Origin of the sequence: Streptomyces sp. NPDC052043 (assembly GCF_044548235.1) — a bacterium.
In the GTDB taxonomy this organism is placed as follows: domain Bacteria; phylum Actinomycetota; class Actinomycetes; order Streptomycetales; family Streptomycetaceae; genus Streptomyces.
Map to the genome: position 1 here is coordinate 39,749 of NZ_JBIUBT010000018.1, position 22,143 is coordinate 61,891.

The following is a 22,143-nucleotide window of genomic DNA, read 5'->3' on the forward strand; positions in this document are numbered from 1 at the left end:
TCATTTCACTGCTTCGGGTTCTCTCTGCTCGAACGCGATGCGGCAGCGTTCGACCTGTTCGGCCACCTGCTCCATGAACCAGCGCATGATCTCGTAGGGGATGACGTGCTCGTCGTAGCTGTGGATGTGAACGGTCGGCTCCAGGCCAGGATCCTCGTCGGGTATCACGGCCACCAGGAAGGCAGTTCCCGGCAGGTGTGTCTCTGCGTTGGGAACCTCAGCCCACGAGGCTGGCGCCGGGACGGCCTCGCTCAGCTCCACACACCAGGCATCGTCCGGCAAGGCGTAGTGGAACTGGAGGGCGTAGTGACGGCCTGCATGAACACGCAGCTCTGACATGTCCGCAGGCTGCCATAGCCGCCGTGTCAGAGTCTCGCCGATCGCCGTGCTCCAGTGGTGGCCGGATTCGATAGCCGCAGGCCCCTCGCCGGCAAGGCTCTGCCGAAGCGGGGCGAGGAAGGGTGGCGGAAATGCGTCTGCGCATCGGCGTTCATGCCGCTGGCGGCGACTGCCGAACCGACCCGTTCCTTGAGGAAGGCGCCCGCCCGGTCGTAGCTCGTGCCACTTGTTGAGATCGTCGACCATGGCGGTGGCGGTCGCGAGGGTGGTGCGGACGTGGTCGAGCTTTCGTGCAAGAGATGGTCAACTTGCGTTGATCCCATGGAACGATCACCGCCATGGAGATTCTTCGGTACGTGTTCCTCGTCTTCCACCTTTTCGGGTTTGCTGCGATCATGGGCGGCCTTTTCTACCAGCTGAGAGGGAAGGACCCGGTGACCGGCAGCTACATGCCGATCAGTGCGGTCGTTCAGCTGGTCACCGGTGCGGGACTCATATGGACCCGGACGTCCCTGGACCTTCCAGTGGACAACGCGAAGATGGGGGTGAAACTGGCCCTGGACGTCCTGGTAGCGGTGGCGGCGCTGGTGGGCATGCGCAACAAGCAGGCGTGGGCCTTCTACGCCGTTGGGACGTTCACGGCGGCCGCAGTCGTCGTGGCCGTCGCATGGAAGTAGTTCCCCAGCGGGCCTGGGCGCGCATGCGGAGCACGAACACGCCTCAGATTGGCCGATTCGTGAGGACGGACAGCACCTTGATCACGCGCTTCAACGTGCCGCCACTGTAGGCCGCGAGGTCGGATAGGTTCTTGATCTGTGCCGCGGTCTCCTCGGCGGTCGGCTGCTCCTTAACCTCGATTTTGCATGAGGGTCCGTCAGCAAGCTGACGGACCCTCATGCAAAATCGAGGCTGGCGGCCGGGGGCCGGTCAAATGCGCGTATCGCCGTCGAGGTCCGCCTGTGACCTGCATGGCCACCTGCGCCGGCTGCCTGGCCCGCGGAGTGTGCGGGGGCGTTTGGGCCCGATGGAGGCTCAGTCGCTGCCCCTGGGAGCAACCACGTTCGGGTACCTGGAACAGCCGATGGGTCTTCGCGTTCGACCACGGTGCGTTCATCGGCTTTCCCCGGAGTGACCGTTCCTGTTGCAGACTGGCGCGATGCTCACGCGTGGCTGTCGGGCGTGGAAGGTGAGGCGAGTGGAGTTGGCCGGCTGCTGCGGGGGCGTGCCGGGTGTTGTCCTTGCGGGTCATGTGTCCGTCTTCCTGTCAGGTCGGGGGCGGTTCAGGTTGCAGGGCGCCCGGCGGCCGTCCAGGCGGCGTACTCCTGGCGGACGTAGAGGCGGCGGCTGGGGGCGAGCGTGATCGCGTCGGGGTGGAGCGGGCCGGCCACCAGGTTGGGATGGCGGCGGTCGTGCAGGAGGAGTTGCTCGGCGGTTTCTGCGGCGGCTGCGACCGGGCCGGGGCCGGGGTTATCCAGGGCCATCCGGTCCATGAGGACCGCCCGGCGTAGCCGCCAGGCGCGTTCGGCGGCCGTCGCGTCGACCGGGGGGCCGGTGACGGGCCTGGCCTCGCGGCCGTCGCGTTCGGCCCCGAGAGCGAGCACTCGGTGCATCTCGCGGCGCAGGTTTGGCGCATTCGCGTACGCCTCGTGCGGGGGCGGGGCGTTGATGCCCTCGCCGCTGTTCGGGGTGGCGTTCACGCTCACACCTCCGCCGGTTCGTAGGGGCCGGCGCCGCAGCGTTGACACAGCACCGTGTCGTGGTCGGGGTCGCCGTGATCGAGGGTCGATGGGTGTGCTGCGGACTGCATGGGAACCTGGGCCGGGCCCGGGCAGCCGTCGATGGGGCACGGCCTGTGGGTGGCGAAGGCCACTCGGTGGGGGCGTCGGGTGACCCGGCGCTGCCGCCCCTGGTGACTCGTCGCTGTGCTGCAGTGCCGGCACCGGCAGGGGGTCGCAGCTCCTCGTGCCGAACGTCCGGCCGGGTCATGGCGAGCACCTCAGGCAGGCGCGGACTTCGCGGCCGCTGCGTGTCTGGTGGACCTCGGTCGACTGTGCGAGGTGCTGGACGATGCCGGTGCCGCGGCCGTGCTCGTCCGGGGCGATGTCGGGGCGATGGCGCTCCACGGCCGTTCCGGAGTCACTGACCACGATGTTCAGGGTGCCGTGGTCGAGGACGAGCCGCAGGGTCATGTGCTCGCGGCCGTACTGGGCGGCGTTGGCTGCGAGTTCGTCGACGATGAGAACGGCGGACTCGCGCTCGCTCTTGGGAACACACCAGGTCTCCAGCAGATCGGCCGCGAGGTGACGAGCGGCGGAGACGTGTGCCTCCTGCGCGGGCAGGGTGAGCAGTGCCTCGTGGCGGCAACGCCGGGAGAGCGGTGGGCTCGGGCGGGGGGAATCGGTTACGAACATGGTCTTCTGACTCTTCTGTGGATGTGCGGAGACCGGAACGTGGAGACTGCCAAGGCATTCGAAGAGGGGTCGGTATGCCGGATCCTGCATCGGAGTGTTCATTCAGTTCCACGGACGGCGCATGCCGAACGGTTCGAGCAATTCACACCTTTTGCTCCACTTTCTGTGGGTCAGGTCAAGGTCGGTGGAAGGCCGACTCGTTCGCCTCGGTCAGGGCAGCCGAGGACACCGGTCGTCGGGTGGCCGGTGATCGGGGGACTTGCACGCCCCGGGCTGGGCACTCACGCGTCAAGTCGGCCAGGGGCCGGCCTTCTTCGCGGGAATCGGCGGCGAGGGCGACCGGCCCCACTGGTTCGGAAAGCGCAGGAGGGGAGCGGGCCGGAGTCTTGTAAACGACCGTGGTCCGGTGTGCCAGGAGTCCGCCCGACGCGGGGTCGGGCGGACCCCTGCCGATCTCACGCCCGCATGGTGACCAGCTTCTGACCGTTGCCGGCGACGATCTCGAAATGCTCGATGGCACCCGGAGACATGGCAACCGCCCCTGGGATCGTCGTGCCGGGAGGGTACTCGCCCGCCCGCCAGGTGGCGCCGTCCGCCCTGGCCCCGCCGGGTCCGACCGCCTGCAGCCGGCAGGTGATCCCGGCGGGCGCCCCCTTGGCGGAGACCTGCAGGACGCTGCCCCAGGCAGAGGGCGAGACCTTCACCGAGGCGGAGACGTTGGTGGTGGGATCGCTTCCGGAGAAGGTGCGCGACGGAGCCGGGGCGGTCGGTCCGGGCGGCGTCGCCTCACTGACCACGGCCCCGGTGGTCGCCAGCCAGGTGCCGCCGACCGCACCCGCGAGGAGCATCAGGGAGGCGGCGGCGCCCGCCAGTTGCAGCCGCCACGTCTTGCGGCGCCGGGCCACGGCCTGCTGCAGCAGCCTCTCCAGTACCCCCGCCTCGCGTGCATGCGGCGCCCCAGCCGCGGCGGGCCGCGCGGGCGGAGAGCCCTGCGTGCTCTCGGTTGCCCGCGCCACCAGCCGATCGGCCAGGTCCCCGTCGGCAGCCGACACCGTCTGGCCTGCGGCTTCGGCCGCGGTCACCGTCGCCAGCAGTGCGGGCAGTCGCGCCAGCTGCGTGTGTTCCGCCTGACACTCGGCGCATCCTGCGAGGTGGTCACGCACCTGTTCCATCTCCGTCGGGGGCAGCGCGCCCAGGATGTATCCTCCCAGCGCCAGCCGGAGGGCGTCGTGCTCGGCACTCATGGTCGCCACCTCCTGCATCGCATGGTCATGACTCGATGCCCCGCTCCAGCAGCGCCAGCCTGAGGGCGTGCAGGGCGTAGTACGTCCGTGACTTCACGGTGCCCAGCGGGATGCCCAGCACATCGGCGGCCTCCGCCATGGTCCGGCCCCGGTAGTAGGTCTCCAGCAGGACCGCGCGGTGGTCCGGGGACAGCGTCCGGAAGGCGTCGGCAACTGCACAGCTCTGCAGTGCCTGCTCAATCTCGTCCTCTCCCGGTGTCTGCTCGGCGGCCCGCTCCAGTGCCTCGCCGCCGGCCTCGGCAGGCCTGGCCTGCCGGGCCCGGTGGGCGTCGATGACCAGGTGCCGAGCGACCGTGCACAGCCATGCCCGGGCCGGGCCTCGTGCGGGGTCGAAGGCGGCGGGATGCTGCCACGCTCGCAGCAACGTCTCCTGCACGACATCCTCCGCCCATTGCCGGTCTCCTGAGGTCAGTCGAAGCACGTAGTGGAGCAGGGGGCCCGCGTGCTCGGCGTACAGGGTGCGCAGCAGTTCCTCGTCCGTGTCCGAAAGCGTCCCTTTACCAGAGACACGGTCCGCGGAGCGATCCGGATCGGTCCGTGGGTCACGTTTTCGGGAACTCCAGGGCATAAGGCGATCATTGCGCATATTTACTGGCTTGTCTTGTGATGCTCCGCACCGAAATGGTCACTTTCTGTGAGCACCGCCAGGGTTGCGCGCGGGACACCGGAGGGCTGGCCGATCTGCGGCGGCCTGAAGAAAGTGTCATGAAAAGGTGCGAATCGGCCGAACCGTACGACCCTCGCCACCCGTGGAGTCAGACAAGAGCCGACATACGCGGCATCTCTCGCCCACGCCCAAGCCATTCTCGGCCCGCAGACGGGCAACTGCCGTAAGCCGCCTGCGACTTCGCTTCGTCTGCGCACTCGGCCGGCGCACTGCCCATCTCAACCTGATCGTGAGGAACGAACAGCATGTACCCACACCTTCGTACACCAGGCCGGCGATCACGCGCTGCGGCTGGGCTTGCCGTCGCCACCGTCGCCGCCGTCGGCGCACTGGGGCTCCTGAGCGCATGCGGCCAGTCGTCGCACTCCTCGTCCCCCCATGCCGGTGCCATTACACCGGGACAGGGTCAGCACCAGACGGCCGGCATGCCCGGCGCCTCCGGACCGGGACACGCGGCGGGCTCCGCTCCCGGCGCCTCACCCATGCCCAGCATGACCATGCCCATGAGCCCTCCGAGCACCAGTAAGCCGACCGCGCCGGTGGCCGGGAACGCCGTGGCGATCAAGAACTTCGCGTTCGCCCCGGCCACGCTGAAGGTCAAAGCGGGCACCACGGTGACCTGGACCAACCAGGACACCGACGCCCACACCGTCACCAGCGCCGGATCGGGCGGCCCGCTGCATTCGGCCGCCCTGGCCACTCACGCCACGTACAGCCACCGGTTCACACAGCCCGGCACCTACCACTACCTCTGCACCATCCATCCGTTCATGACCGCCACCGTGGAGGTGACCCGATGACCGAGTACCACGACCCTCACCAGGGATCACCGATCGGTGGCAACGAACCGCCCGTACCCGACGAACACGGCATGTCCCGGCGCCAACTCCTCCGGCACGCGGGGTGGTTCGGCGGGGCCGTGGTGCTGACCGTGGCCGGCGGAGAAGTGATCAGCCACATCGCCGACAGCCGCGGCATCGCCGGGACCACCGCCGGAACCGCGGCCGCGGGAGCCGGCACGACGACGAGCGGCGCACTGCGGTTCGTGCAGGTCTCCGACAGCCACATCGGCTTTCAGGGTCCGGCGAACATGGACGTGGCCGGCTCCTTCTCCGAAGCGATCCGCCAGGTCAACTCACTGGGTTTCCGGCCCGACTTCGTTATGCACAGCGGCGATCTGACCCACCTGTCCACGTCCTCGCAGTTCGACCAGGTCAGGCAGATGATGACGGGGATGCGGACCGACCGCGTCTTCACCGTGCCCGGCGAGCACGACTCCATAGGCGACGCGGGACGCGCCTACCGGCAGACCTTCGGCAACGGCACGCTCGGCGACGGCTGGTACAGCTTCGACACCCACGGCGTGCACTTCATCGCCCTGGTCAACACCCTGAGCCTGGAGAAGCTCGGCCATCTCGGCAACGAGCAGATCGACTTCGTCCGCAGGGACCTCACGGGACTGCCGCCGGACACACCCATCGTGGTCTTCAGCCACATCCCCCTGTTCGCCATGTACCCGCAGTGGGGCTGGAGCACGGACGACGCCTTGCGCGTCATCGCGCTCCTGCGCCGCTTCTCCTCCGTGACCTGTCTCAACGGGCATGTCCACCAACTGTTCACCAAGACGGACGGCAACATCACCTTCCACTCCGCCACCACCACGGCCTATCCGCTGCCCAAGCCCGGCCGGGCCCCCGCCCCGACTCCCCAGGTCGTACCCGCCCGGCAGCTCAAGGCCGCACTCGGCATCCGCACCGTGGGCTACCGGCAGGGCGACCGAAACCTGGCGATCAAGGACGAGAGGCTGACATGACCCTCGGAAGACTCCTCGCCCCGGCCCTGCGAGTCGCGATCGCCGCCACGCTCGCCGGGAGCGGATACATCCACGCCCGCCTCTACATCGACGAGTACCGCTTCATCCATATCGTGGGCCCCCTGTTCCTGCTCCAGGCGAGCGTCTCCTTCGCGGTCGCCGCGCTGCTGCTGATCGGGATGCCACCGCTGCTCAGGCTCGCCGCCGCGGGAGTGGCACTGGGCGCCCTCGGCGGCTTCGCCGCCTCCCGCACCGTGGGCGTCTTCGGATTCACCGAACACGGCCTGCAGCCCGCCCCGCAGGCCCTGCTCAGCATCCTGGCCGAAACCGCCACGCTGCTGCTCCTCGCCATCCGGCAGGCAATCGTGACCGGGCAACACCGCGCTGCCCGGCCTCCCCTCAAGGCACCTGTCCGGGACCAGGCCACCACCCGCACACCACCAAAGTGACGAACCAAGGAGATCTCCCCCATGCCACCGCAACCGCGACCAGCAACCGCCGGTCTGAGCCCACGCCTGCGCACACTGAGGGACACCGTGCGCGCCGTACTCGGCCTTGACGACGACACCGCCGTCGTCATCCGCCAATTCACGTACACCGAGCCCGGCCACCCACCACTGGAAACCGTCGTCACCGTGCTCCCCATGGACGGCGAGGCCCACCGCTGGACACTCCACCGCCCCGCCGACCACATCACCGAGCACGACCTACGGGCCGCCCTGCTCCACCACCGGCGGAACTGACCGGAACTGTGCTGTCGCCCGGCCGTGTGCAGTCGGGCAGGGTCACGGAAGAAGCCGTCCCCTGGTGAGGGCAAGATCTTCGCGTCGGAGGACGTGTCGGGCGCCCACAACCCGTCGCCGGAGTCCGACGGCTGACGTCGGCTGTTCGCCAAGGACCCCTGACCGGCAGCACCACTGGCCAGGGAACGGGCTGGAGACGGCTGGCACGGGCAGGGTTGGTTGGCGCGCTCGCGCCGGTCTCGGTGGGGATCGCCGGCGGATGATCGACTGTCACGGAGGAACCGCCGACCACGTTGGGGCCTGCGGATAACCCATCGGGACGGGAGACGACCGCGTCGACGGAGGCCGTGGTGCAGAGCGTGACGTCGACGGCCCCGGCCCGGCTGGTGCCGAAGCAGACCTCGATCGACTGTGGGGAGCGGACCCATCCGAGCCGGACCATGCGGTCGAAGTCGGCACGGCGCACTCGGAGCCGGGTGACGGCCCGCTCGGGTCCGAGCGGGATGTCGGCGGCGACCAGGTCCGCCAGGTCCTCACGGCGGCAGACCCCCGCGACCTGGCGGGGTGGTGCAGCGTCCCGTCCGGGTTCGCGCTCAGGTCGACCAGGAGGCCGCGGTCGACGAACCGGCGCACCACGAAGGCCGTCACGTGCGCTCACCGATCACGTTCGGGGTGCCGAGCGCATCGGCGATCCGGTCCGCCGCCGCGCCGCCGGAGATCGGCGGGGAGGGCATCGCGGCCCGGGACGGTGTCGGCGTCCAGCGCCTCCACAGTGGGCCCGGAACTACTACCAGGAGGACACGTCCATACGCGTCGGCGGAGGCCTCGGCGCCGTGCCGCCGTCAGTGCGGCTGCCTCACCTCGTTCCACTCCTGGGGCCGGGAAGCCTCACAGACGCGGCAGCGGTGCTTCCGGAGCCACACCCGCTGAATGACGTCGGACTGGGCGGAGCGGCGGCTTCGGCCGTGCACCGGCTGGAACGGCATGTTGCACAGCGGGCGGATCTCTTTCAGGAGCCCCGGCTCGGCGCCGGTCCGAGGTGGAGCCCGGCTGTCACGGGAGCATGTCGATGCAGGGCCGGCGGTGCGTTGGAGGGCAACCATGGCGGCGTCGTCGGCCAGGTGTCCGCCGACGTGGGCGAGCAGGTCGGTGCGCAGGTGGTGGATCAGTGACTGGGGGCTGTCGTGCACCCGGGAGCCGGCCCGCTCGGCCAGCGGGTAGAAGACACCGCGCGGGTCGCGGGCCTCGATGACGCCGTCCGTGTGCAGCAGCAGCAGGTCACCAGGTTCGAGTGTGAAGGTATCGACGTGGTAGTCGGGGGCGGTGAGCTCGCCCAGGCCCAGAGGCGGCGCGGGACGGGTGGCGCGCAGCGCGCTGACCTGCCGCTCGTGCAACAGCAAGGGAGGCGGATGTCCGCAGGTGACCATGTGCAACTGCGGCGTCACGTCGGGGATGTCGATGACAGCGGCGGTGATGAAGCACTCCGCAGCCTGGTCCGATTCGGTGGGTTCGGCCAGGTTCCAGCAGACGCTGTGCTCCAGGTAGGCCATGAGGTCGGGCAGGGCGGCCTGACGGTGCGCGGCCTCCCGGAAAGCACCGAGCAGCAGCGCAGCGTCACCGATCGCGGTCAGGCCCTTGCCCATCACATCCCCGATGATCAGCCGAGTGCTGGTGGAGGTGCGGACGGCCGCGTACAAGTCGCCGCCGATCAGGGCCTGCTCCTGTGCCGCCAGATACACCGAGGCGACCCGCAGCGGACCGATCCGCCGCGGTAACGGCCGCAGCACCACCCGCTGCGTGGCCTCCGACACCGTCCGCACCTGCGCCAGTACACGCCAATGCCGCTCACGCAGACGCCGGCACACGGTGACGATCACCGCGACCGCTACCAGGGCGATGACCTCCGCATCGAAGAGCATCGAACCCAGAAGGTGGTGTAGCAGGCCCGTTTCGACCATTCCCGCCACGTCGATGGCACCGATGATTCCCGTGACGAGACTGCTGGCGAAGGACGCGGTGAGCGCGGGCGCCGCGATCAGCAGCGGGTCCAGCGGCAGCACGACATCGCTCGGGCTCAGCGCGTCGACCAGCATGACGGTTGCGATCAGCCCGAGCGGAAGGGCCAACAAGGCATCTCTGGCCTTCCATGAGCGATGCCCATCGGGAAGCCGTGGTTCCAAGGGCATACTTCCGTCCTACACCCGCCACTGCCGCAGGGCAGCCCCAGCAGGTCAACGGTTGATCGGCCTGCGCAGCCCCCGGAACTGAGCCGCGTGACCGGCGCGTTACGATCTGACCGCGCTCGGCAGCCGGGGAGACCTGGGTTGCCGCCGTGGCTCGGCCGCTGGTCCCCAGGTGCGGCGGTGCGGCGGCGCCTGGGACGCGACACTGACTGCTGCGCTCGACAATTCCGACGGCGACACCCTCTTCCGCCTCCAGGCCGCCGCGCCGCCGGAACCGGAGGACGATCCCGAGCCGGGCAGGGGCCGCGGCTGGTTCCGCCGGCGGCCCTGAAGGCTTCGTGGACCTCGGTGAACGAACCGCTCTGCCGGGCGGTGACCAGCGCGGGGAGCCAGCCATGGCTCCGGGCTTGGCCACCTCCACGTAGTGGTCGAGTTCGTCACGGAAGTCGCCCCGGTGGGTCAGTCTTGGATGGCGGGCGACGATCTCCCACCGTTCGAAGACGAGGAGTTCGTTGCCCCGCAGCAGCACCCGAACGTTCTGGCCGATGAATCGGGCCGGCACCGAGTAGTGGCACTGCCTCACGGTGATCCGGCTAATGCGGTCGACCTCGGGCGTCAGCATGATGCCGCACTCCAACTCCTCGAACGGCAGCGGCGCCAACTGGTCAGCGGACGGCGACGGCTTGACCCTGCTCAGGGAGCTGGTGGGGCGCGGCGAGGCACCGGTCATCGTGCTGTGCGCGCGCGGCGACCACGCGGTCCAGCAGCTCGCCCACCAACTGGGCGCCGACGACTACGGGTGGAAGCCGATTGAGCTGAGCGAGGTGCTCGCGCGGTCGACCGCGCGACCGCGCGTGTCCATGTGGACGGCGAGGAGGTCGCGCTCTCGCTCAAGGAGTACGACTTCCTCGCCTGCCTGGCCGAGGCACCCGGGACGGTGAAGACCCGCCGCGGGCTCCTGAAGGAGGTCTGGCGCACGGACTGGTACGGCCCGGCGACGGAGCTGGACGTGTGCGCGGCGCGGCTGCGCCACAAGCTGGCGGGCGCGGTCATGATCGAGCCCGTACGGGACGTCGGGTTCCGCCTGGTGGTTCCCGAAGGCGACGGCCTGCGGGAGTCCGCCGACTGACACCCGTCGAGGTCGCGGGCGACGTCAGGTGACCGAGCGCAGCCCCAGCGGTCCGAAGATCTCACCTACCTGTAACTGAAGGGCTCTGCGGCCCCGTCTGCGGCCGACGGTGCGGCGCCCCGGAATTCCCCTGGCGCTGCTCGTCGACGGTCCCGAAGGCGGTCTCATCATCTGCGGCCGCGACCTCCACCACGGCCAGGCCCGGCACGGCCACATGCGCTGGTGCTTGAGCGCGCCACGGGCCGTGAGGACATCGACCGGGGCGAGGCTGCTCCAGTACGCGTGCGTGACGATCCTCGCGGCGAGGTCGACTCGAAAGTTGGTCGGAAGGAGGGAACTGCCTCCCGGGCCTCCTCCATGGAGCCTGGGTCCTCGAAACCGGGCCAGGTCCGCGGATAAGCAAAGCCAAGAGCTGTGGATGAGTTGATCGAGGTGCTCGGTGGCCCGAGGCTGTCGATCAGTAAAGGAACGGTGGCCTGGGTAGCTCCGAAGCTCCGTTGACGACAAGGTCGGCGCCTTGGGCGCGTCCCATCAACCAGGCCAGGAGTGAGGTCTGTGGGCCGTGGATGATCGGTGCTGGTCGTGCGGTGCCGATGTCGTAGCTGATCTCGGTGTCGGTGGTGTGCAGCCGTATCGAAGGAGCGTCGTCGCGAGCGCTGAAGGACGCCGCTACCCTGCCGAGCATGTCCCGGACGAAGTCGGTTGGCCACTGGGCAGGCGTGTAGTCGGCGTTCAGGTCGACGTGATGAATCAGTACCTCGCACAACCGGGAGTCGGCGGCACGCACGGCGGCTCGCTCCTGGCCGCGAGTCCAGCGAACCGTCTGGTTCCACGCCTCGGGCGGCATCTTGCGGTACTCCGTGGCGAACCGGGCGGCGGCACTGCGCAGGTCGGCCACGAGTTCGGCGCTACTACGGCCCGCCCCTGCCTCGATCTGCTCGTCACGGGCGGCCAGACTCGGATACTCCGGCGTCTCCACTCCGGTCCGGGCCCAGATCAGCAGGTTCCGGCCGCCGTCGGCATTACGGGCCAGGTGGGTCAGCACGTGCCCGCGTGACCAGGCCGGCAACAGGGAAGGCGCACGCACGTCGGCGTCAGTGAACCGGGCCGCCGTCTCAATGAGTTGCTCGGTCGCGGCATTGATCTGATCGAGGGTGGCCGCGGGGTCGAAGCCCGTGTGGTCATCAGCTGTCATGCTGCCTCCTGGACTCGTTCGACGAGCTGACCGCGTTCGAAGCGGCCTCCAGCGCGGCGGCCAGCATCCGCCGTGCGCCTTCCCGAACGATCTCATCCAGCAGCGAACTGCCGCTTGGCGTGGTGTCGTCCTCGTCGACTACTGATAGCTCTCAGCTGTCGAACTCGGTGCTCTTCACGCCGTAGAACGCGGGCTTCGCGGGCCGGACCTCCGACCGCTCAAGCGTGTCGGCGAGCTGGACGAACCCCTCGCTGCGCCGGACGACGTTGAGGAACTTGCCCAGCGAGTCCTTGTCTTCCCACAGCTCCTGTGCGGTGCCGATGATCAACGACTTCAGGTGATCCGACCCAGTTGGAGGTAAGGCAGTTCACAGGCGGGTGGTGAACCGCCCATCGGGCAGTTTGCGCAGCCAGCCGCGGTCAACCAGCCTGATCAGCTTCCCGCGCAACGGCTCCAGCTTGGCCCGCACGCTGACGTCCACCCCCAGCCTCTCGCCGACCTGCCGGGCCATGACCGGCCCGGCCGCCTGCCGTACGACGGCAAGGATGCGCTGGTAGTCCGGCGGAAGCATGGTCTCCTCCACGTCCGGCGCGCGGTGCGGGATCAGTATCACCGCCCGTCCACCCACCTGCCCGGGCGCTGGCGCGGCCGAGGCACGCTCGTCGGCGATCTGCTCGCTCACCCGCTCAAGGACACGTTCGGCGACGGCGAGTTCGTCCCGCTCCGCCCGTATTTCCGCCAGCTACCTGGCCAGCTGTTCCTCGAGTTCGTCCAGTTCCGCGCGCCGCGCGGTGATCCGCTCCAGCAGCTCGGGATCCATGCACCGGATCGTAGAAGGCGGCCCGGCCACAGTGAGCAGGAACTGGCGAACCGACCGCTCCGCTAGACGATCTACTCTGCGGACTGCCGCCCGCGACCAGCGTGAGCGACCCGAGAACCGGTCACACCAGCCCTTTGACCTGCCTCTTCAAGTTGGCGGAGGCTCAGTCATATTCCCTTGCACAACCTCGTTGGACGCCGGAGCATGAGCCGACTGAAACGATTTTGCTATCGATAGGCACTCATAAGTGACGCTTCACGATGAACAACGCCAGACCCTCACCGGCACCGATGGGCTGCCAGTGCTGACCTACATCCAAGGCACTCGCGACGGCTATCCCTGGGCAGACCTGGCGGAGGTAGTGGGTCCCGATCCCGTGCCATCCATCCTCACCAGGATGTCCGGATGGGCGGTCTCAGGATCCGTAGAACTTGGCGACCAGCTGATCCGGCACGGCGCAAGCGTCATGCGACACGCCCACAGCATGCACCGCGACCTGACCTCAGACACTCCCCCACCCGAGTGGTCGAACGTCAGCCTTCCTGACGGCCTCCACTTCGCTCCCTGCGCCCGTCAGGCCCACCACCTGTTTCCAGCGTGGCGCGCTGCCTTCTCTCCCGAACACCCGGATCACTACCACGGAAGCGATGAGTAAGCCCTTAACGCACAGCTGACCCCGCTACTGGCCGGCCAAGTGCTTGGCGCGGTCATGCCCTGCAGCACACTGGCGGTTGATGAGACAGACCGCGTGATCGCCGGAGTCATCGTCACGAACCGTGATGGCCTCCCATGGATCGCAACGGTCTTCCGCCAACCGGGCCCGTGCTATGTCGGCCTTGGCGCTGCGCTCCTTCGCCGGATGCTGGCAGACGCCGCAGCCAGCGGCCTCACGGAGATCGGGCTGGTGGTGAGTGACGCCAACCCCGCCCGTCACCTTTACGAGAAGCTCGGATTCCAGCTCACCAGTACTTCTCTCACGGTCCTCGTCCCTTGACCTGAAGCCTGCCCCCGACCCGCGTCCAGGGCGGTCACCTCACCAACGGTTGTTGGTAACCGCCCTACACAAACATCAGGTTCAGAAACAGGTACTGACGCCGACTGGGGCCTGTACGTCCCCGTGCACGGTGACCCGGCGACCGGCATCGTCCTTGCGGAGGCCCGGATGACCATCCCGCGCCGCCGGCAGCCGGCCCCCGGGCACTTGTTGCACACCCGAGCCGCGTTGCAAATCTGACCTGCGGTGACGGGCCTTGATGCCCGTCCGGGACCGCTGTTGCACCACCGTGTTACAGCGGCCTCACGCACGAGACCCCGGGACCATCCCGGCCCCGGGGTCCCGCACACTCCGGCCCGACGGCCGCTTGATGCCCAGGGCAGGTGCTGGACAGTGATACCGGGCTGATTGGCTGATGGTGCGGGCCGCTCTCGCCCAACTCGCGCCCAAGCCGCGAGTAGGCGTACGGCGATGTGCCGGATGTGCGCGAGTTGGCACTCGAGCCGGAGCTGCTGTCGTAGCGGAGGAAGAAGAGGGCCGTGCTGCCAAACGCGGGCTACCCGGGCTCCTGTTCCAGCCGGTAGCCGTGGCCCCGCAGGGTGGTTATCTGCGGCAGGCGTGCGGGGCGCAGGGACGACTTCGCTGCGGCGGTGAGGCGGCGGCGCAGGCCGGCCATGGTGACGTCGAGGGTCTTGGTGGAGCCGAACCAGTTTTCGTCCCAGACCTTTGCCATGAGTGTTTCTCGGGAGACGGCCTCGCCTGCGTGCCGGCCGAGCAGGGCGAGGAGTTCGAATTCCTTGGGGCGCAGGGGGATGTCGGCGCCGTGGAGGGTGCAGCGCCGGGCCGTCTCGTCGAGGACGAGGTGGCCGAGCGTGACCGGTTCGGGTGGCGGGGAGGCGGTGGTCCGGCGGCGCAGGTGGGCGCGGAGCCGGGCGAGGAGGACGGTCAGGCTGAAGGGTTTGACGAGGTAGTCGTCGGCTCCGGCGTCCAGGCCGGCGATGACGTCGATGTCGTCGGTGCGGGCGGTGAGGATGATGATCAGCAGGTCGGGGAAGCGGGCGCGCAGGGTGCGGGCGACGTCGAGGCCGTCCATGTCGGGCAGGCCGAGGTCCAGGAGCAGCACGTCGTAGGACCCCTGGGATGCCTGTGTGAGCGCGCCCGCGCCGGTGCGGCTCCAGGCGGGTGCGTAGTCGTTGCTGCGCAGGCCGGTTTCGAGGTGGCGTCCGATGGTGTTGTCGTCCTCCACGATGAGGACGCCGAAACGGCCCCGGTCTGCTGCTGGGGGTGTGCGCATGCTGGGCAGCGTACGGGCCAGGGGTCGTTCGGTGTGTTCACAGGTCACGCAGTTCCTCGACGGCGGGGCGCCGGGCCCGGCGTACGCCGTTGAGGGCGGCGGCGAGTACGGCGGCCATGGCGGCGGCCGCGGTGAGGGTCAGATAGCTGCCGGGGACGGCGAGCGCGTCCGGGGGCGGGTCGAAGACGCCGGTAAGGACCTTGACCAGCATCTCGGACAGTGCCCAGCCAATCAGCACGCCGTCAGCCAGGCCGCCGACCGTGAGCACGATCGCCTCGGTGAGGACCATGCCGCGCAGATGGCGGCGTGTGGCGCCCAGCACGGTGGTGATCGCGAAGGTGCGGCGGCGCTCGGCGAGCCCCAATGCGAGGACCAGGCCGCCGGCTCCGGCGGCGAGCAGGACCGCGAAGGCCAGCTCGATCCGGGTCAGGCCGGCCAGGTCGACCGAGGTCAGGCTGGTGCCGACGGTGCCCCGGGTCTGGGTGAGGTCGGTGATGGTGGTACTCGTGCCCAGTTGCCCCCGCAGCCGCGCGGCCACGGCCTTCTGGTTTGTGCCGCCGGTGTCGACCAGGAAGGCGCCGACCGCGTCACTGCCGGTCGCCTTTGCGATGTAGGAGGCGTTGGCGACGAAGAAGCTGTCCTTCGGCGCGGTCGGGAATTCCTTGACGATTCCGGCGTAGTGGAACGGCACCGTGCGCAGCGCCTTGGTCTTCGCGTCCTGGATGCGCAGATTGACAGTGTCGCCGGGCGAGAGCTGGAAGTCACTTACCGTTTCCGCGCTGACCAGCAGGTTGTCGGGACGCTGGGCGAGCCGTCGCATGAGCTGTCGCGCGGTGCCTCCCGAGAAGTACGCGTCCTGCAGCGAGGTCGCCGAGGTGATCGAGTCCGGGCGGACGCCGTACAGGTCCTGGAGATCGGAGCCGACGTAGGCGAACCGGTGCTGGAGCGGCTCGACATGGCGGACGCCGGAGACCTTCAGCGCACCGGCCGCACTCGGCGGGGTCTGCGCGCCGGGCGGCTCGGTGACCGTGACGTCGGCGCCGTTGGTCAGGCGGGCGTCCACCTCCGCCTGCTGCTGGTATGTGGAGTTGAAGACCGACGTGGACACAGCGAACGACACCGCGAGCGCCAGCAGCACCATCGAGCGGGCCAGCGGACGGCGGCGGCGGGCGAGGACGGTCGCCGTCGTCCCGGCCAGCGTCGACGTCAGCGGACGCGCGAGCCGGGCCAGCACCGGGCGGCCGCGGGTCAGCGCCAGGAGCGTGACCCTCCACAGCAGCAGAGCGGCCCCGATCCACAGCAGCGCCGGACCCAGGAACGCCCAGTACGACACGGAGATACTCGGCACGCCCTCGGGGGCGAGGACGAGCGCGTACTGGTTGCCGGACGAGGCACGGAAGACCAGCCACGAGCCGATCAGCAGTATGAAGTCCAGGCCGATCCGCATCCACCGGGGGGATCCGGTGCGGCGTGCGGTCCTGCGGGTGTCGGCGACCGTCACCGTCCGCAGATCGCGCAGGGCCGGGACGAGCACCGCGCCGGCGGCGACCATGGCGCCGAGGACGAACGCGATGACGTACCAGACGATCCATGTGCCGGCGCTCGCGCCGAACGAGGCCGTACCGAAGACAAGCTGGCCGGTCAGGGCGGCGATGCCGAGGCCGGCGAGTCCGCCGACGACGCCGACGAGCCCCGCCTCCAGGCCCGCCAGGGACACGATCCGCCGGGGGGCGAGGCCGCGCAGCCGCAGCAACGCCTGTTCCTGGCGGCGCCGTTCACCGCCCGCGCCCGCGACCGCGGCGGTCAGCGAGGCGGCGAGCACCGCGCCGGGCACGCCGAGGAAGAGGAAGAGGATCTGTGCGTACAGGGCGTCCTGGCGGGCCGAGTCGAGCGCGGCCCCCAGATTGTCGCCCACGAGCACCGAACCCGCGCCCTTGGCTTCCAGGTTGTGGGCTGCGCGGGTCACCGAGGTGAACGCGGCGGCTGGATCGTGGGGCAGTTCCGCGTGGCGGGCGATGTGGATCTGAGTGGTGACGGCCGTGGCACCGCGGGTCAGGGAGGCGAACTGCGTGGCGGGCACGAGCAGCACGTTGTCGGGCGGTGCGACGGGCTGGGACTGGGTGGGCGCGCCAACCTTCTGGAACAGGGAGTCGGCCTGTGGGAGGTCGATGACCCCGTCCACTCGGACCTGGCGTGCGCCCGTGGTCCCGGGGAGCTTGATGCTGACGGTGGAGCCGGGGGCCGCGTGCAGGTTCGAGGCGGTCTGCTGGGCCAGGAGCACGCCGGTGGGGCGGCCGGTCAGGGAGCGGATCTCGCCGGGAAAGAGGGTGCGGTAGTTGTCGGGGAGGCCGAGGAGCATGCCGGGGCCCGTGGTCTGGGTGCTTCCCTGCACGGTGGCCGTGAAGCCGCTGCTGTGCGCGAGGCTGACCGGGACGGCGGAGCGTACGCCCGGTGTCTTGCGTATCAGTGACAGGGCCGCGTTCGGGTCGGCGCCGGGCTGCACCTCGACCTGCCAGTCCACGGCGACCGAGCGCCCCGCGCGCTGGGTCATGGTCGCCTTGGATGCGGTCAGGAAGGATCCGAGCGCGGCGACGAGTGCGACGGCGAGCGCGATCCCGGTCATGGCGGCGATTAGTCGGCCGGTGCGGTGGCGGGCGAGACCGCTCGCCCATGCGCTGATCACGAGGGCTCTCCAAGGCTGTGGGCGGTGTCCGCATCCGCGCGGTCGGTATCCGCGTCGTCCGCGGACGTCAGCCGCCCGTCGCGCATGGTGCGGCGTGCGGTGAGGCGGGCGGCGACCGCGGGGTCGTGGGTGGTGACGACCAATGCCGCGCCTGTCTCGTCGGCCGCGGTCAGCAGTGCGTCCAGGACCCGGCTGCCGGTGGCGTGGTCGAGGCGGCCGGTGGGCTCGTCGGCCAGGATCACCCGCGGGGCCTGGGCCAGCACCCGGGCGGCGGCGACGCGTTGGGCCTGGCCGCCGGAGATCTCCTCCGGCAGCCGGTCGGCCAGGTCGGCCGCGTCGACCAGGGCGAGCGCGGCCAGGGCGGCCTCGCGTGCCCGGTCGTCGGGCATCCCGGTGAGCACCAGCGGCAGCGCGGTGTTCTCGACGACGTCGAGCGCCGGAATGAGGCTGTCGCCCTGGAAGACCAGGCCGATGTCGCGCAGTCCGGTCAGGCCGGGCCAGGTCACGGTGCCGCTCGTGGGCTGTTCGAGTCCGGCCAGCAGATGCAGCAGCGACGACTTGCCCGACCCCGAGCGCCCCACGATCGCGAGCCGGTCCCCGGCGCGGATCCGCAGCCCGGCGCCATGCACGGCGACCACCGCGTTCGGGCCGCGGCCGAAGGTCAGGGCAGCGTCCTGACACTCGATCAGCATGTCAGCCGGAGACATGGTGCACCTCCGCAGCGGCCGGGCCGGAGCTTTGGGCACCCGTCTCGGCGTCCTCTGTCGCGCGACCGTCGTCGAGCCTGATCACCCGGTCGGCGATCCGTACCGCCTCCGCGCTGTGCGTGACGATCAGCACCGCGCAGCCGTCCTTTGCACGGTCCCGCAGCATCTGCAGGACCAGCCGCTCGGTGCCGCCGTCTAGTTCGCCGGTCGGCTCGTCTGCGAGCAGCACCGCGGGCGCGTTGGCCAGCGCGACGGCCAGCCCGGCGCGGGCCAGCTCCCCGCCGGACAGCTGCCGGGGCAGCGCGTGACGGCGTTCCGCCAGCCCCACCCGGTCCAGTAGCGCCTCCGCGGAGGCGGCGGGTCGGCCGCGGACGGCGCCCTGCGCGAGCCGCACGTTGTCGCGCACGCTGAGATGGGGCAGCAGATTGCGGGTCTGCAGCAGGACGCCGATGTGCCGGGCCCGCAGCCGGGCGCGCTCGGTCTCGGACCGGTGGCTGATGCGGACGCCGTCCACATGCACCTCGCCGCCCGACGGCTCGTCGAGCCCGGCCAGACAGGACAGCAGCGTGGATTTGCCGGCCCCGGACGGACCGACCACGGCGACCGTCTCGCCGCGCGCCACCCGCAGCGACACACCACGCAGTGCGAGCGTCTCCTCCTCGCCGGCCCGGAAGAAGCGGTACAGCTCGCGGGCCGTGAGGGCTTCGTTGTACGACCGTACGGGCATTGCGCTCACCGCCAGCCGAAGGAGTCGCTGACGATGCGCCACGGGTCCACGTTGTCGGCGTTCACCGGACCGGACAGGGTGAGGTCCACCTCGTGGCCCTGCCGGTAGAAGGCGTACCGCTCGAATGCGTCCCGCACGACCTTGCCGGTGACCGGGTCCGCGGCGGAGTCGCCCTGGTAGGTCAGCAGTACGGCGGTGCCCGCCCTGCGCTGCACCACGCTCGCCTTCGGGTTCGCGAACTTCGATACCTGACCGTGCAGTTGGGGGACGACCGTGTTGGTGACCGAACCGACGGTGGGCACTGCTGTGGCGGTTGCGGCGGAGATCTGGATGCGGTTCAGCTTGTCCGTGAACACGGTCGTCGCGCCGTTCGTCGTCCGGGCCCAGCCCTCGGGCACCTTCACCGTGAAACCGGTGAAGCCGCCGGACGGCCGGTAGGCGACGAACGCCTGGTTGTCGGGGATGTCGCCGGGCGGATTGGACTCGGTGGGCGCCGCGGCGTTCGGCGCCGAACCGGACGACGACTTGTCTGGGGCCGACGCCGAATTGTCCGACGTCGTATCGGAGCCAGACCCGGACCCCGATCCGGATCCGGAACACCCGGCAGTCAACGCCGCGCAGAGCACCAGCCCTACGATGGCGGACGTCCGTACACGTGTCATGGCCACTGCCCTCCAGAAGGCGCCTGGGACCGGACGGTCACGTCCCAGACGCTAGAAGCGGCCCAGTTAACGGCTCGCGCGCCGACGGTTAGACGACGGTAAAACCGTGGGCCGGGTTTCGTACGACCTGGTGGACGACCCGCATCATGAAGGCATGAGACAGCGTGTGGTGCGGGTGGCCCTTACCGCCGTTCTGGTCGCCCTCGTCCTCCTCGCTGTCCCCCTGGCCCTCGCCATCAGGTCCTCCCTGTACGCCGACCAGCGGGACGCGCTGGAACGGGCGGCCCTGGCAGCCGCCGTCCGGGTGAACCCGGACTACCTCCAGGGGGACCCGGCGGAGCTGCCGGCGGCCGTGTCCGGACAGCGCCTGGGCCTGTACGACCCGCGGCTGCGGCTGCGCGCCGGCATCGGGCCCCGGAGCGGCGGCGACGCGGTCGGCCGGGCCCTGGCTGGCAAGGTGACCCGGTCCTCGTCGGGCGGTGAGCTGGTCGCCGCCGTGCCCGTCGCCCATGCCGAACAGGTGATTGGCGTGGTCCGTGCCTCCTCCCCCCTTGCGGACGTGAGGGGCCGTGTGTTCGCTGGCTGGGCCGCCCTGGTGGGCGTGGCCGTGGTCGCGCTCACCGTCGCTGTCCTGGTCGCCCGCTGGCAGGCTCGCGCGCTCGCCGTACCGCTGGAGGACCTCTCGCGCCACTGCCGGGCGGTGGCCGAGGGCGATCTCACTGCGCGGGCCGCGCCCAGCACCATCATCGAGATCGACCAGGTCGCCCGGACCCACAACGACATGTTGCACAGCCTGTCCGAACTTCTACGCCATGAACGGGACTTCACTGCCAACGCCTCCCACCAGCTGCGCACCCCGCTCACCGGGCTCCAGCTCACCCTGGAAGCCGGACTGGCCCAGAACGACGCACGGCCCGCGCTTGAGGAGGCCCTGGCCGCCACCCGCCGCCTGCACGAGACCGTGGAGGAGGTGCTCAGGCTCTCGAGCTCCGCCGGTCTGCCTCGGCGCACCGCGCTGGACCGGCCGGTGGGGGAGTTGCTGGCACGGGCCGAGAAACGGTGGCACGCCCTCCTCGCGAAAGACGGCAGACGGCTGGAGTTTGCCGTCCAGGATGTGCCGGACGACGTACACATCCCGGGCGGTCCGGTCACCGAGATCCTGGGAGTGCTGCTGGACAATGCCCGCGCCCATGGACGCGGCACCGTGCGCGTCGCCGTCCGGGACCTCGACGACGCCCTCGCCTTCGACGTTGCCGACGAGGGCGCCGTGGACGGCGACGGAGTTCGGTTGTTCGAACGCGGTTACTCCGGCGGCGGACCCGGCGCTGGCATCGGCCTCGCCTTCGCCCGCGACCTCGCCGTCTTCCTCGGTGGGCGTCTCTCCCTCACACACGGAGTGCCCACCACGTTCACGCTGCTGCTGCCCGTACGCCCGGACAGGAGCGGCGCTCGGGACGACGCCGGGCAGGGCGAGCTCTGAGGACACGGCGTCCTCACGACCCGGTTCGCGGTCGTCTTCTGCAGCAGCCCGTACTCCAGGACCGGCAGTAGCAGATCCGGCTTGTCGGGCAAGGTCGTGCTTGTCAGGACCTCACTGGCGCTGCTGTTGTTCCTGCCGCACGTGAACCAGATGAAGCGCGCGGCCGGCAGCCCGTAGCGGGCCGCGACCCGGCTATTCAGCGACGCGGTGGTCTCCCCGGCCAGCGGCACGGTCCGCAACGCCGCTGCTGCCACACTTCCCTGCCGCTCGTCCCTGCCCCGGGCCAGGCCACGCGGACCGGGCCGGGCGGCCCTCATCACGGTCCGGCGCCGGTCTGCTTATTTGATCAAGCTCCGGACGCCCACACCCGCGAAGCGCGAGGCTAGGCCCGGACGGCCCGCCTCGCCCCGGCGATGGACCAAGCGGCCGTGGACCACAGAGTCAGTGCACAGCCGACCCCGACGAGGGTGAAGACAGCGCCTGGTGAGGCATCCGCGGCCCACGCCAGGAGACCGGCGATGCCGAGAACGGTCAGAGCCGCGCCAGGAACGACAAGCCGGCGGTCGGCGAAGACACGTGCCAGCGGAAGAAAGTGAAGCCCGACCACAATCGCGACCAACGGCATGATCAGCTCGGGGACCCCGCCCGCGCCGCAGCCTGCGGCGATCGCGGCGATGAGGAGCCACTGCACGGCATTGACCTGCCCGAACCGGCGTCGCTGCAGGGGCGGCAACGGCTGGCTCACCATACCTGCCGGTTCCGGCGGCAGTCTGCGCGCCACCAGCACCAGGGTGAGCGCGACCACCAGTCCCAGCAGGCACGCCGCCCCCATGACTGCGCCTCCGAAGTGCCCCAGTCCGGCGAGCAGCCAGCCCAAGCCGAAGAACGCGTAGAAACCGACCCCCGTCCTGATCACACGGGCAGTGTAGTCACGGAACCTGGCAGCCCGTCAGCTTCCCAGCGTCCTGTCATCACTGCGTTCCGCGCCTGGC

Annotated in this window: 24 protein-coding genes and 1 pseudogene; 8 read left to right on the plus strand and 17 right to left on the minus strand. The window is 69.9% G+C overall.

The features are described from left to right. Window positions 1–339, minus strand: a complete 339-nt coding sequence (locus tag ACIHCX_RS33605) for a hypothetical protein (protein WP_400036331.1) — start codon at window positions 337–339, stop codon at window positions 1–3. Window positions 340–677: 338 nt separating this feature from the next. Here ACIHCX_RS33605 and ACIHCX_RS33610 point away from each other — a divergent pair, with 338 nt between their 5' ends. Continuing rightward, entirely contained in the window at window positions 678–1,016 is a 339-nt protein-coding gene (locus tag ACIHCX_RS33610; RefSeq protein WP_376653126.1) for a hypothetical protein, read from the plus strand. Between the two features lie 603 nt (window positions 1,017–1,619). Here the strand turns inward: ACIHCX_RS33610 and ACIHCX_RS33615 are convergent. The 4 genes from ACIHCX_RS33615 to ACIHCX_RS33630 form a co-directional block, all read right to left on the minus strand. Continuing rightward, a complete protein-coding gene (locus ACIHCX_RS33615; RefSeq protein WP_400036334.1) occupies window positions 1,620–2,036 on the minus strand; it encodes a hypothetical protein in 417 nt (138 codons plus the stop codon). Between the two features lie 285 nt (window positions 2,037–2,321). Continuing rightward, window positions 2,322–2,750 carry an ATP-binding protein gene (locus tag ACIHCX_RS33620; protein WP_400036336.1) on the minus strand — a complete coding sequence of 143 codons (429 nt, stop codon included), beginning with the start codon at window positions 2,748–2,750 and terminating at the stop codon, window positions 2,322–2,324. Between the two features lie 455 nt (window positions 2,751–3,205). After that, entirely contained in the window at window positions 3,206–3,994 is a 789-nt protein-coding gene (locus ACIHCX_RS33625; RefSeq protein WP_400036338.1) for an anti-sigma factor family protein, read from the minus strand. 25 nt (window positions 3,995–4,019) lie between these two features. Then, window positions 4,020–4,640 carry a sigma-70 family RNA polymerase sigma factor gene (locus ACIHCX_RS33630; protein ID WP_400036340.1) on the minus strand — a complete coding sequence of 207 codons (621 nt, stop codon included), beginning with the start codon at window positions 4,638–4,640 and terminating at the stop codon, window positions 4,020–4,022. 584 nt (window positions 4,641–5,224) lie between these two features. On the opposite strand from ACIHCX_RS33630, the gene ACIHCX_RS33635 reads away from it, so the two are divergent. The 4 genes from ACIHCX_RS33635 to ACIHCX_RS33650 are packed head-to-tail and all read left to right on the plus strand — an operon-like array spanning window position 5,225 to window position 7,277. Beyond that, window positions 5,225–5,521, plus strand: a complete 297-nt coding sequence (locus ACIHCX_RS33635) for a plastocyanin/azurin family copper-binding protein (protein ID WP_400036342.1) — start codon at window positions 5,225–5,227, stop codon at window positions 5,519–5,521. Next, entirely contained in the window at window positions 5,518–6,534 is a 1,017-nt protein-coding gene (locus ACIHCX_RS33640; RefSeq protein ID WP_400036344.1) for a metallophosphoesterase family protein, read from the plus strand. Before ACIHCX_RS33635 ends, ACIHCX_RS33640 begins: the two co-directional genes overlap by 4 nt. Continuing rightward, window positions 6,531–6,983, plus strand: coding sequence for a hypothetical protein (locus ACIHCX_RS33645; protein WP_400036346.1), 453 nt, complete (start codon window positions 6,531–6,533; stop codon window positions 6,981–6,983). The genes ACIHCX_RS33640 and ACIHCX_RS33645 overlap by 4 nt, the downstream gene beginning before the upstream one ends. A gap of 21 nt (window positions 6,984–7,004) precedes the next feature. Further along, window positions 7,005–7,277, plus strand: coding sequence for a hypothetical protein (locus ACIHCX_RS33650; RefSeq protein WP_400036348.1), 273 nt, complete (start codon window positions 7,005–7,007; stop codon window positions 7,275–7,277). Between the two features lie 842 nt (window positions 7,278–8,119). Here the strand turns inward: ACIHCX_RS33650 and ACIHCX_RS33655 are convergent. Both ACIHCX_RS33655 and ACIHCX_RS33660 read right to left on the minus strand, forming a co-directional pair. Next, complete coding sequence (locus tag ACIHCX_RS33655) at window positions 8,120–9,403, minus strand: PP2C family protein-serine/threonine phosphatase (RefSeq protein WP_400036350.1); 1,284 nt, start codon at window positions 9,401–9,403, stop codon at window positions 8,120–8,122. A gap of 514 nt (window positions 9,404–9,917) precedes the next feature. Then, window positions 9,918–10,190: pseudogene (locus tag ACIHCX_RS33660) on the minus strand (Mu transposase domain-containing protein); the annotation flags it as partial. Between the two features lie 132 nt (window positions 10,191–10,322). Here ACIHCX_RS33660 and ACIHCX_RS33665 point away from each other — a divergent pair. Continuing rightward, window positions 10,323–10,589, plus strand: coding sequence for a helix-turn-helix domain-containing protein (locus ACIHCX_RS33665; protein ID WP_400036352.1), 267 nt, complete (start codon window positions 10,323–10,325; stop codon window positions 10,587–10,589). Between the two features lie 61 nt (window positions 10,590–10,650). On the opposite strand, the gene ACIHCX_RS33670 is transcribed toward ACIHCX_RS33665, so the two are convergent. The 4 genes from ACIHCX_RS33670 to ACIHCX_RS33685 all read right to left on the minus strand — a co-directional run bounded on the left by ACIHCX_RS33670 (window position 10,651) and on the right by ACIHCX_RS33685 (window position 12,466). Then, complete coding sequence (locus tag ACIHCX_RS33670; RefSeq protein WP_400036354.1) at window positions 10,651–10,803, minus strand: DUF6207 family protein; 153 nt, start codon at window positions 10,801–10,803, stop codon at window positions 10,651–10,653. A gap of 243 nt (window positions 10,804–11,046) precedes the next feature. Then, window positions 11,047–11,784 carry a maleylpyruvate isomerase family mycothiol-dependent enzyme gene (locus tag ACIHCX_RS33675; RefSeq protein WP_400036356.1) on the minus strand — a complete coding sequence of 246 codons (738 nt, stop codon included), beginning with the start codon at window positions 11,782–11,784 and terminating at the stop codon, window positions 11,047–11,049. Between the two features lie 151 nt (window positions 11,785–11,935). Continuing rightward, window positions 11,936–12,112, minus strand: coding sequence for a hypothetical protein (locus tag ACIHCX_RS33680; RefSeq protein WP_400036358.1), 177 nt, complete (start codon window positions 12,110–12,112; stop codon window positions 11,936–11,938). Window positions 12,113–12,151: 39 nt separating this feature from the next. Continuing rightward, the gene (locus ACIHCX_RS33685; RefSeq protein ID WP_400036360.1) at window positions 12,152–12,466 is read right to left on the minus strand and encodes a hypothetical protein; all 315 of its coding nucleotides are present in this window, start codon (window positions 12,464–12,466) and stop codon (window positions 12,152–12,154) included. An 847-nt stretch (window positions 12,467–13,313) separates the two neighbouring features. Between ACIHCX_RS33685 and ACIHCX_RS33690 the strand changes: the two genes are divergently transcribed. Further along, a complete protein-coding gene (locus ACIHCX_RS33690) occupies window positions 13,314–13,598 on the plus strand; it encodes an N-acetyltransferase (protein ID WP_237693468.1) in 285 nt (94 codons plus the stop codon). Window positions 13,599–14,154: 556 nt separating this feature from the next. On the opposite strand, the gene ACIHCX_RS33695 is transcribed toward ACIHCX_RS33690, so the two are convergent. The 5 genes from ACIHCX_RS33695 to ACIHCX_RS33715 are packed head-to-tail and all read right to left on the minus strand — an operon-like array spanning window position 14,155 to window position 19,671. Continuing rightward, on the minus strand, window positions 14,155–14,892 hold the full coding sequence (locus ACIHCX_RS33695) for a response regulator transcription factor (protein ID WP_400036363.1): 738 nt from the start codon (window positions 14,890–14,892) through the stop codon (window positions 14,155–14,157). 37 nt (window positions 14,893–14,929) lie between these two features. Then, on the minus strand, window positions 14,930–17,575 hold the full coding sequence (locus ACIHCX_RS33700; protein WP_400036365.1) for an FtsX-like permease family protein: 2,646 nt from the start codon (window positions 17,573–17,575) through the stop codon (window positions 14,930–14,932). Beyond that, complete coding sequence (locus tag ACIHCX_RS33705; RefSeq protein ID WP_400036367.1) at window positions 17,572–18,282, minus strand: ABC transporter ATP-binding protein; 711 nt, start codon at window positions 18,280–18,282, stop codon at window positions 17,572–17,574. The genes ACIHCX_RS33700 and ACIHCX_RS33705 overlap by 4 nt, the downstream gene beginning before the upstream one ends. Further along, window positions 18,269–19,009, minus strand: a complete 741-nt coding sequence (locus tag ACIHCX_RS33710; RefSeq protein ID WP_400036370.1) for an ABC transporter ATP-binding protein — start codon at window positions 19,007–19,009, stop codon at window positions 18,269–18,271. The genes ACIHCX_RS33705 and ACIHCX_RS33710 overlap by 14 nt, the downstream gene beginning before the upstream one ends. Before the next feature lie 5 nt (window positions 19,010–19,014). Beyond that, a complete protein-coding gene (locus ACIHCX_RS33715; RefSeq protein ID WP_400036372.1) occupies window positions 19,015–19,671 on the minus strand; it encodes a hypothetical protein in 657 nt (218 codons plus the stop codon). Window positions 19,672–19,825: 154 nt separating this feature from the next. Here ACIHCX_RS33715 and ACIHCX_RS33720 point away from each other — a divergent pair, with 154 nt between their 5' ends. Continuing rightward, complete coding sequence (locus ACIHCX_RS33720; protein WP_400036374.1) at window positions 19,826–21,151, plus strand: histidine kinase dimerization/phospho-acceptor domain-containing protein; 1,326 nt, start codon at window positions 19,826–19,828, stop codon at window positions 21,149–21,151. Between the two features lie 382 nt (window positions 21,152–21,533). Here the strand turns inward: ACIHCX_RS33720 and ACIHCX_RS33725 are convergent, their stop codons facing one another. Then, window positions 21,534–22,067 carry a hypothetical protein gene (locus tag ACIHCX_RS33725; protein WP_400036376.1) on the minus strand — a complete coding sequence of 178 codons (534 nt, stop codon included), beginning with the start codon at window positions 22,065–22,067 and terminating at the stop codon, window positions 21,534–21,536. Window positions 22,068–22,143: the final 76 nt, after the last annotated feature.

Coding starts and splice junctions, on each gene's coding strand:
- ACIHCX_RS33605 (WP_400036331.1), bottom strand. CDS start 339: ATGTCAGAGCTGCGTGTTCATGCAGGCCGTCACTACGCCCTCCAGTTC.
- ACIHCX_RS33610 (WP_376653126.1), top strand. CDS start 678: ATGGAGATTCTTCGGTACGTGTTCCTCGTCTTCCACCTTTTCGGGTTT.
- ACIHCX_RS33620 (WP_400036336.1), bottom strand. CDS start 2,750: ATGTTCGTAACCGATTCCCCCCGCCCGAGCCCACCGCTCTCCCGGCGT.
- ACIHCX_RS33625 (WP_400036338.1), bottom strand. CDS start 3,994: ATGAGTGCCGAGCACGACGCCCTCCGGCTGGCGCTGGGAGGATACATC.
- ACIHCX_RS33630 (WP_400036340.1), bottom strand. CDS start 4,640: ATGCGCAATGATCGCCTTATGCCCTGGAGTTCCCGAAAACGTGACCCA.
- ACIHCX_RS33635 (WP_400036342.1), top strand. CDS start 5,225: ATGAGCCCTCCGAGCACCAGTAAGCCGACCGCGCCGGTGGCCGGGAAC.
- ACIHCX_RS33640 (WP_400036344.1), top strand. CDS start 5,518: ATGACCGAGTACCACGACCCTCACCAGGGATCACCGATCGGTGGCAAC.
- ACIHCX_RS33645 (WP_400036346.1), top strand. CDS start 6,531: ATGACCCTCGGAAGACTCCTCGCCCCGGCCCTGCGAGTCGCGATCGCC.
- ACIHCX_RS33650 (WP_400036348.1), top strand. CDS start 7,005: ATGCCACCGCAACCGCGACCAGCAACCGCCGGTCTGAGCCCACGCCTG.
- ACIHCX_RS33675 (WP_400036356.1), bottom strand. CDS start 11,784: ATGACAGCTGATGACCACACGGGCTTCGACCCCGCGGCCACCCTCGAT.
- ACIHCX_RS33690 (WP_237693468.1), top strand. CDS start 13,314: ATGCCCTGCAGCACACTGGCGGTTGATGAGACAGACCGCGTGATCGCC.
- ACIHCX_RS33695 (WP_400036363.1), bottom strand. CDS start 14,892: ATGCGCACACCCCCAGCAGCAGACCGGGGCCGTTTCGGCGTCCTCATC.
- ACIHCX_RS33705 (WP_400036367.1), bottom strand. CDS start 18,282: ATGTCTCCGGCTGACATGCTGATCGAGTGTCAGGACGCTGCCCTGACC.
- ACIHCX_RS33710 (WP_400036370.1), bottom strand. CDS start 19,009: ATGCCCGTACGGTCGTACAACGAAGCCCTCACGGCCCGCGAGCTGTAC.
- ACIHCX_RS33715 (WP_400036372.1), bottom strand. CDS start 19,671: ATGACACGTGTACGGACGTCCGCCATCGTAGGGCTGGTGCTCTGCGCG.
- ACIHCX_RS33720 (WP_400036374.1), top strand. CDS start 19,826: ATGAGACAGCGTGTGGTGCGGGTGGCCCTTACCGCCGTTCTGGTCGCC.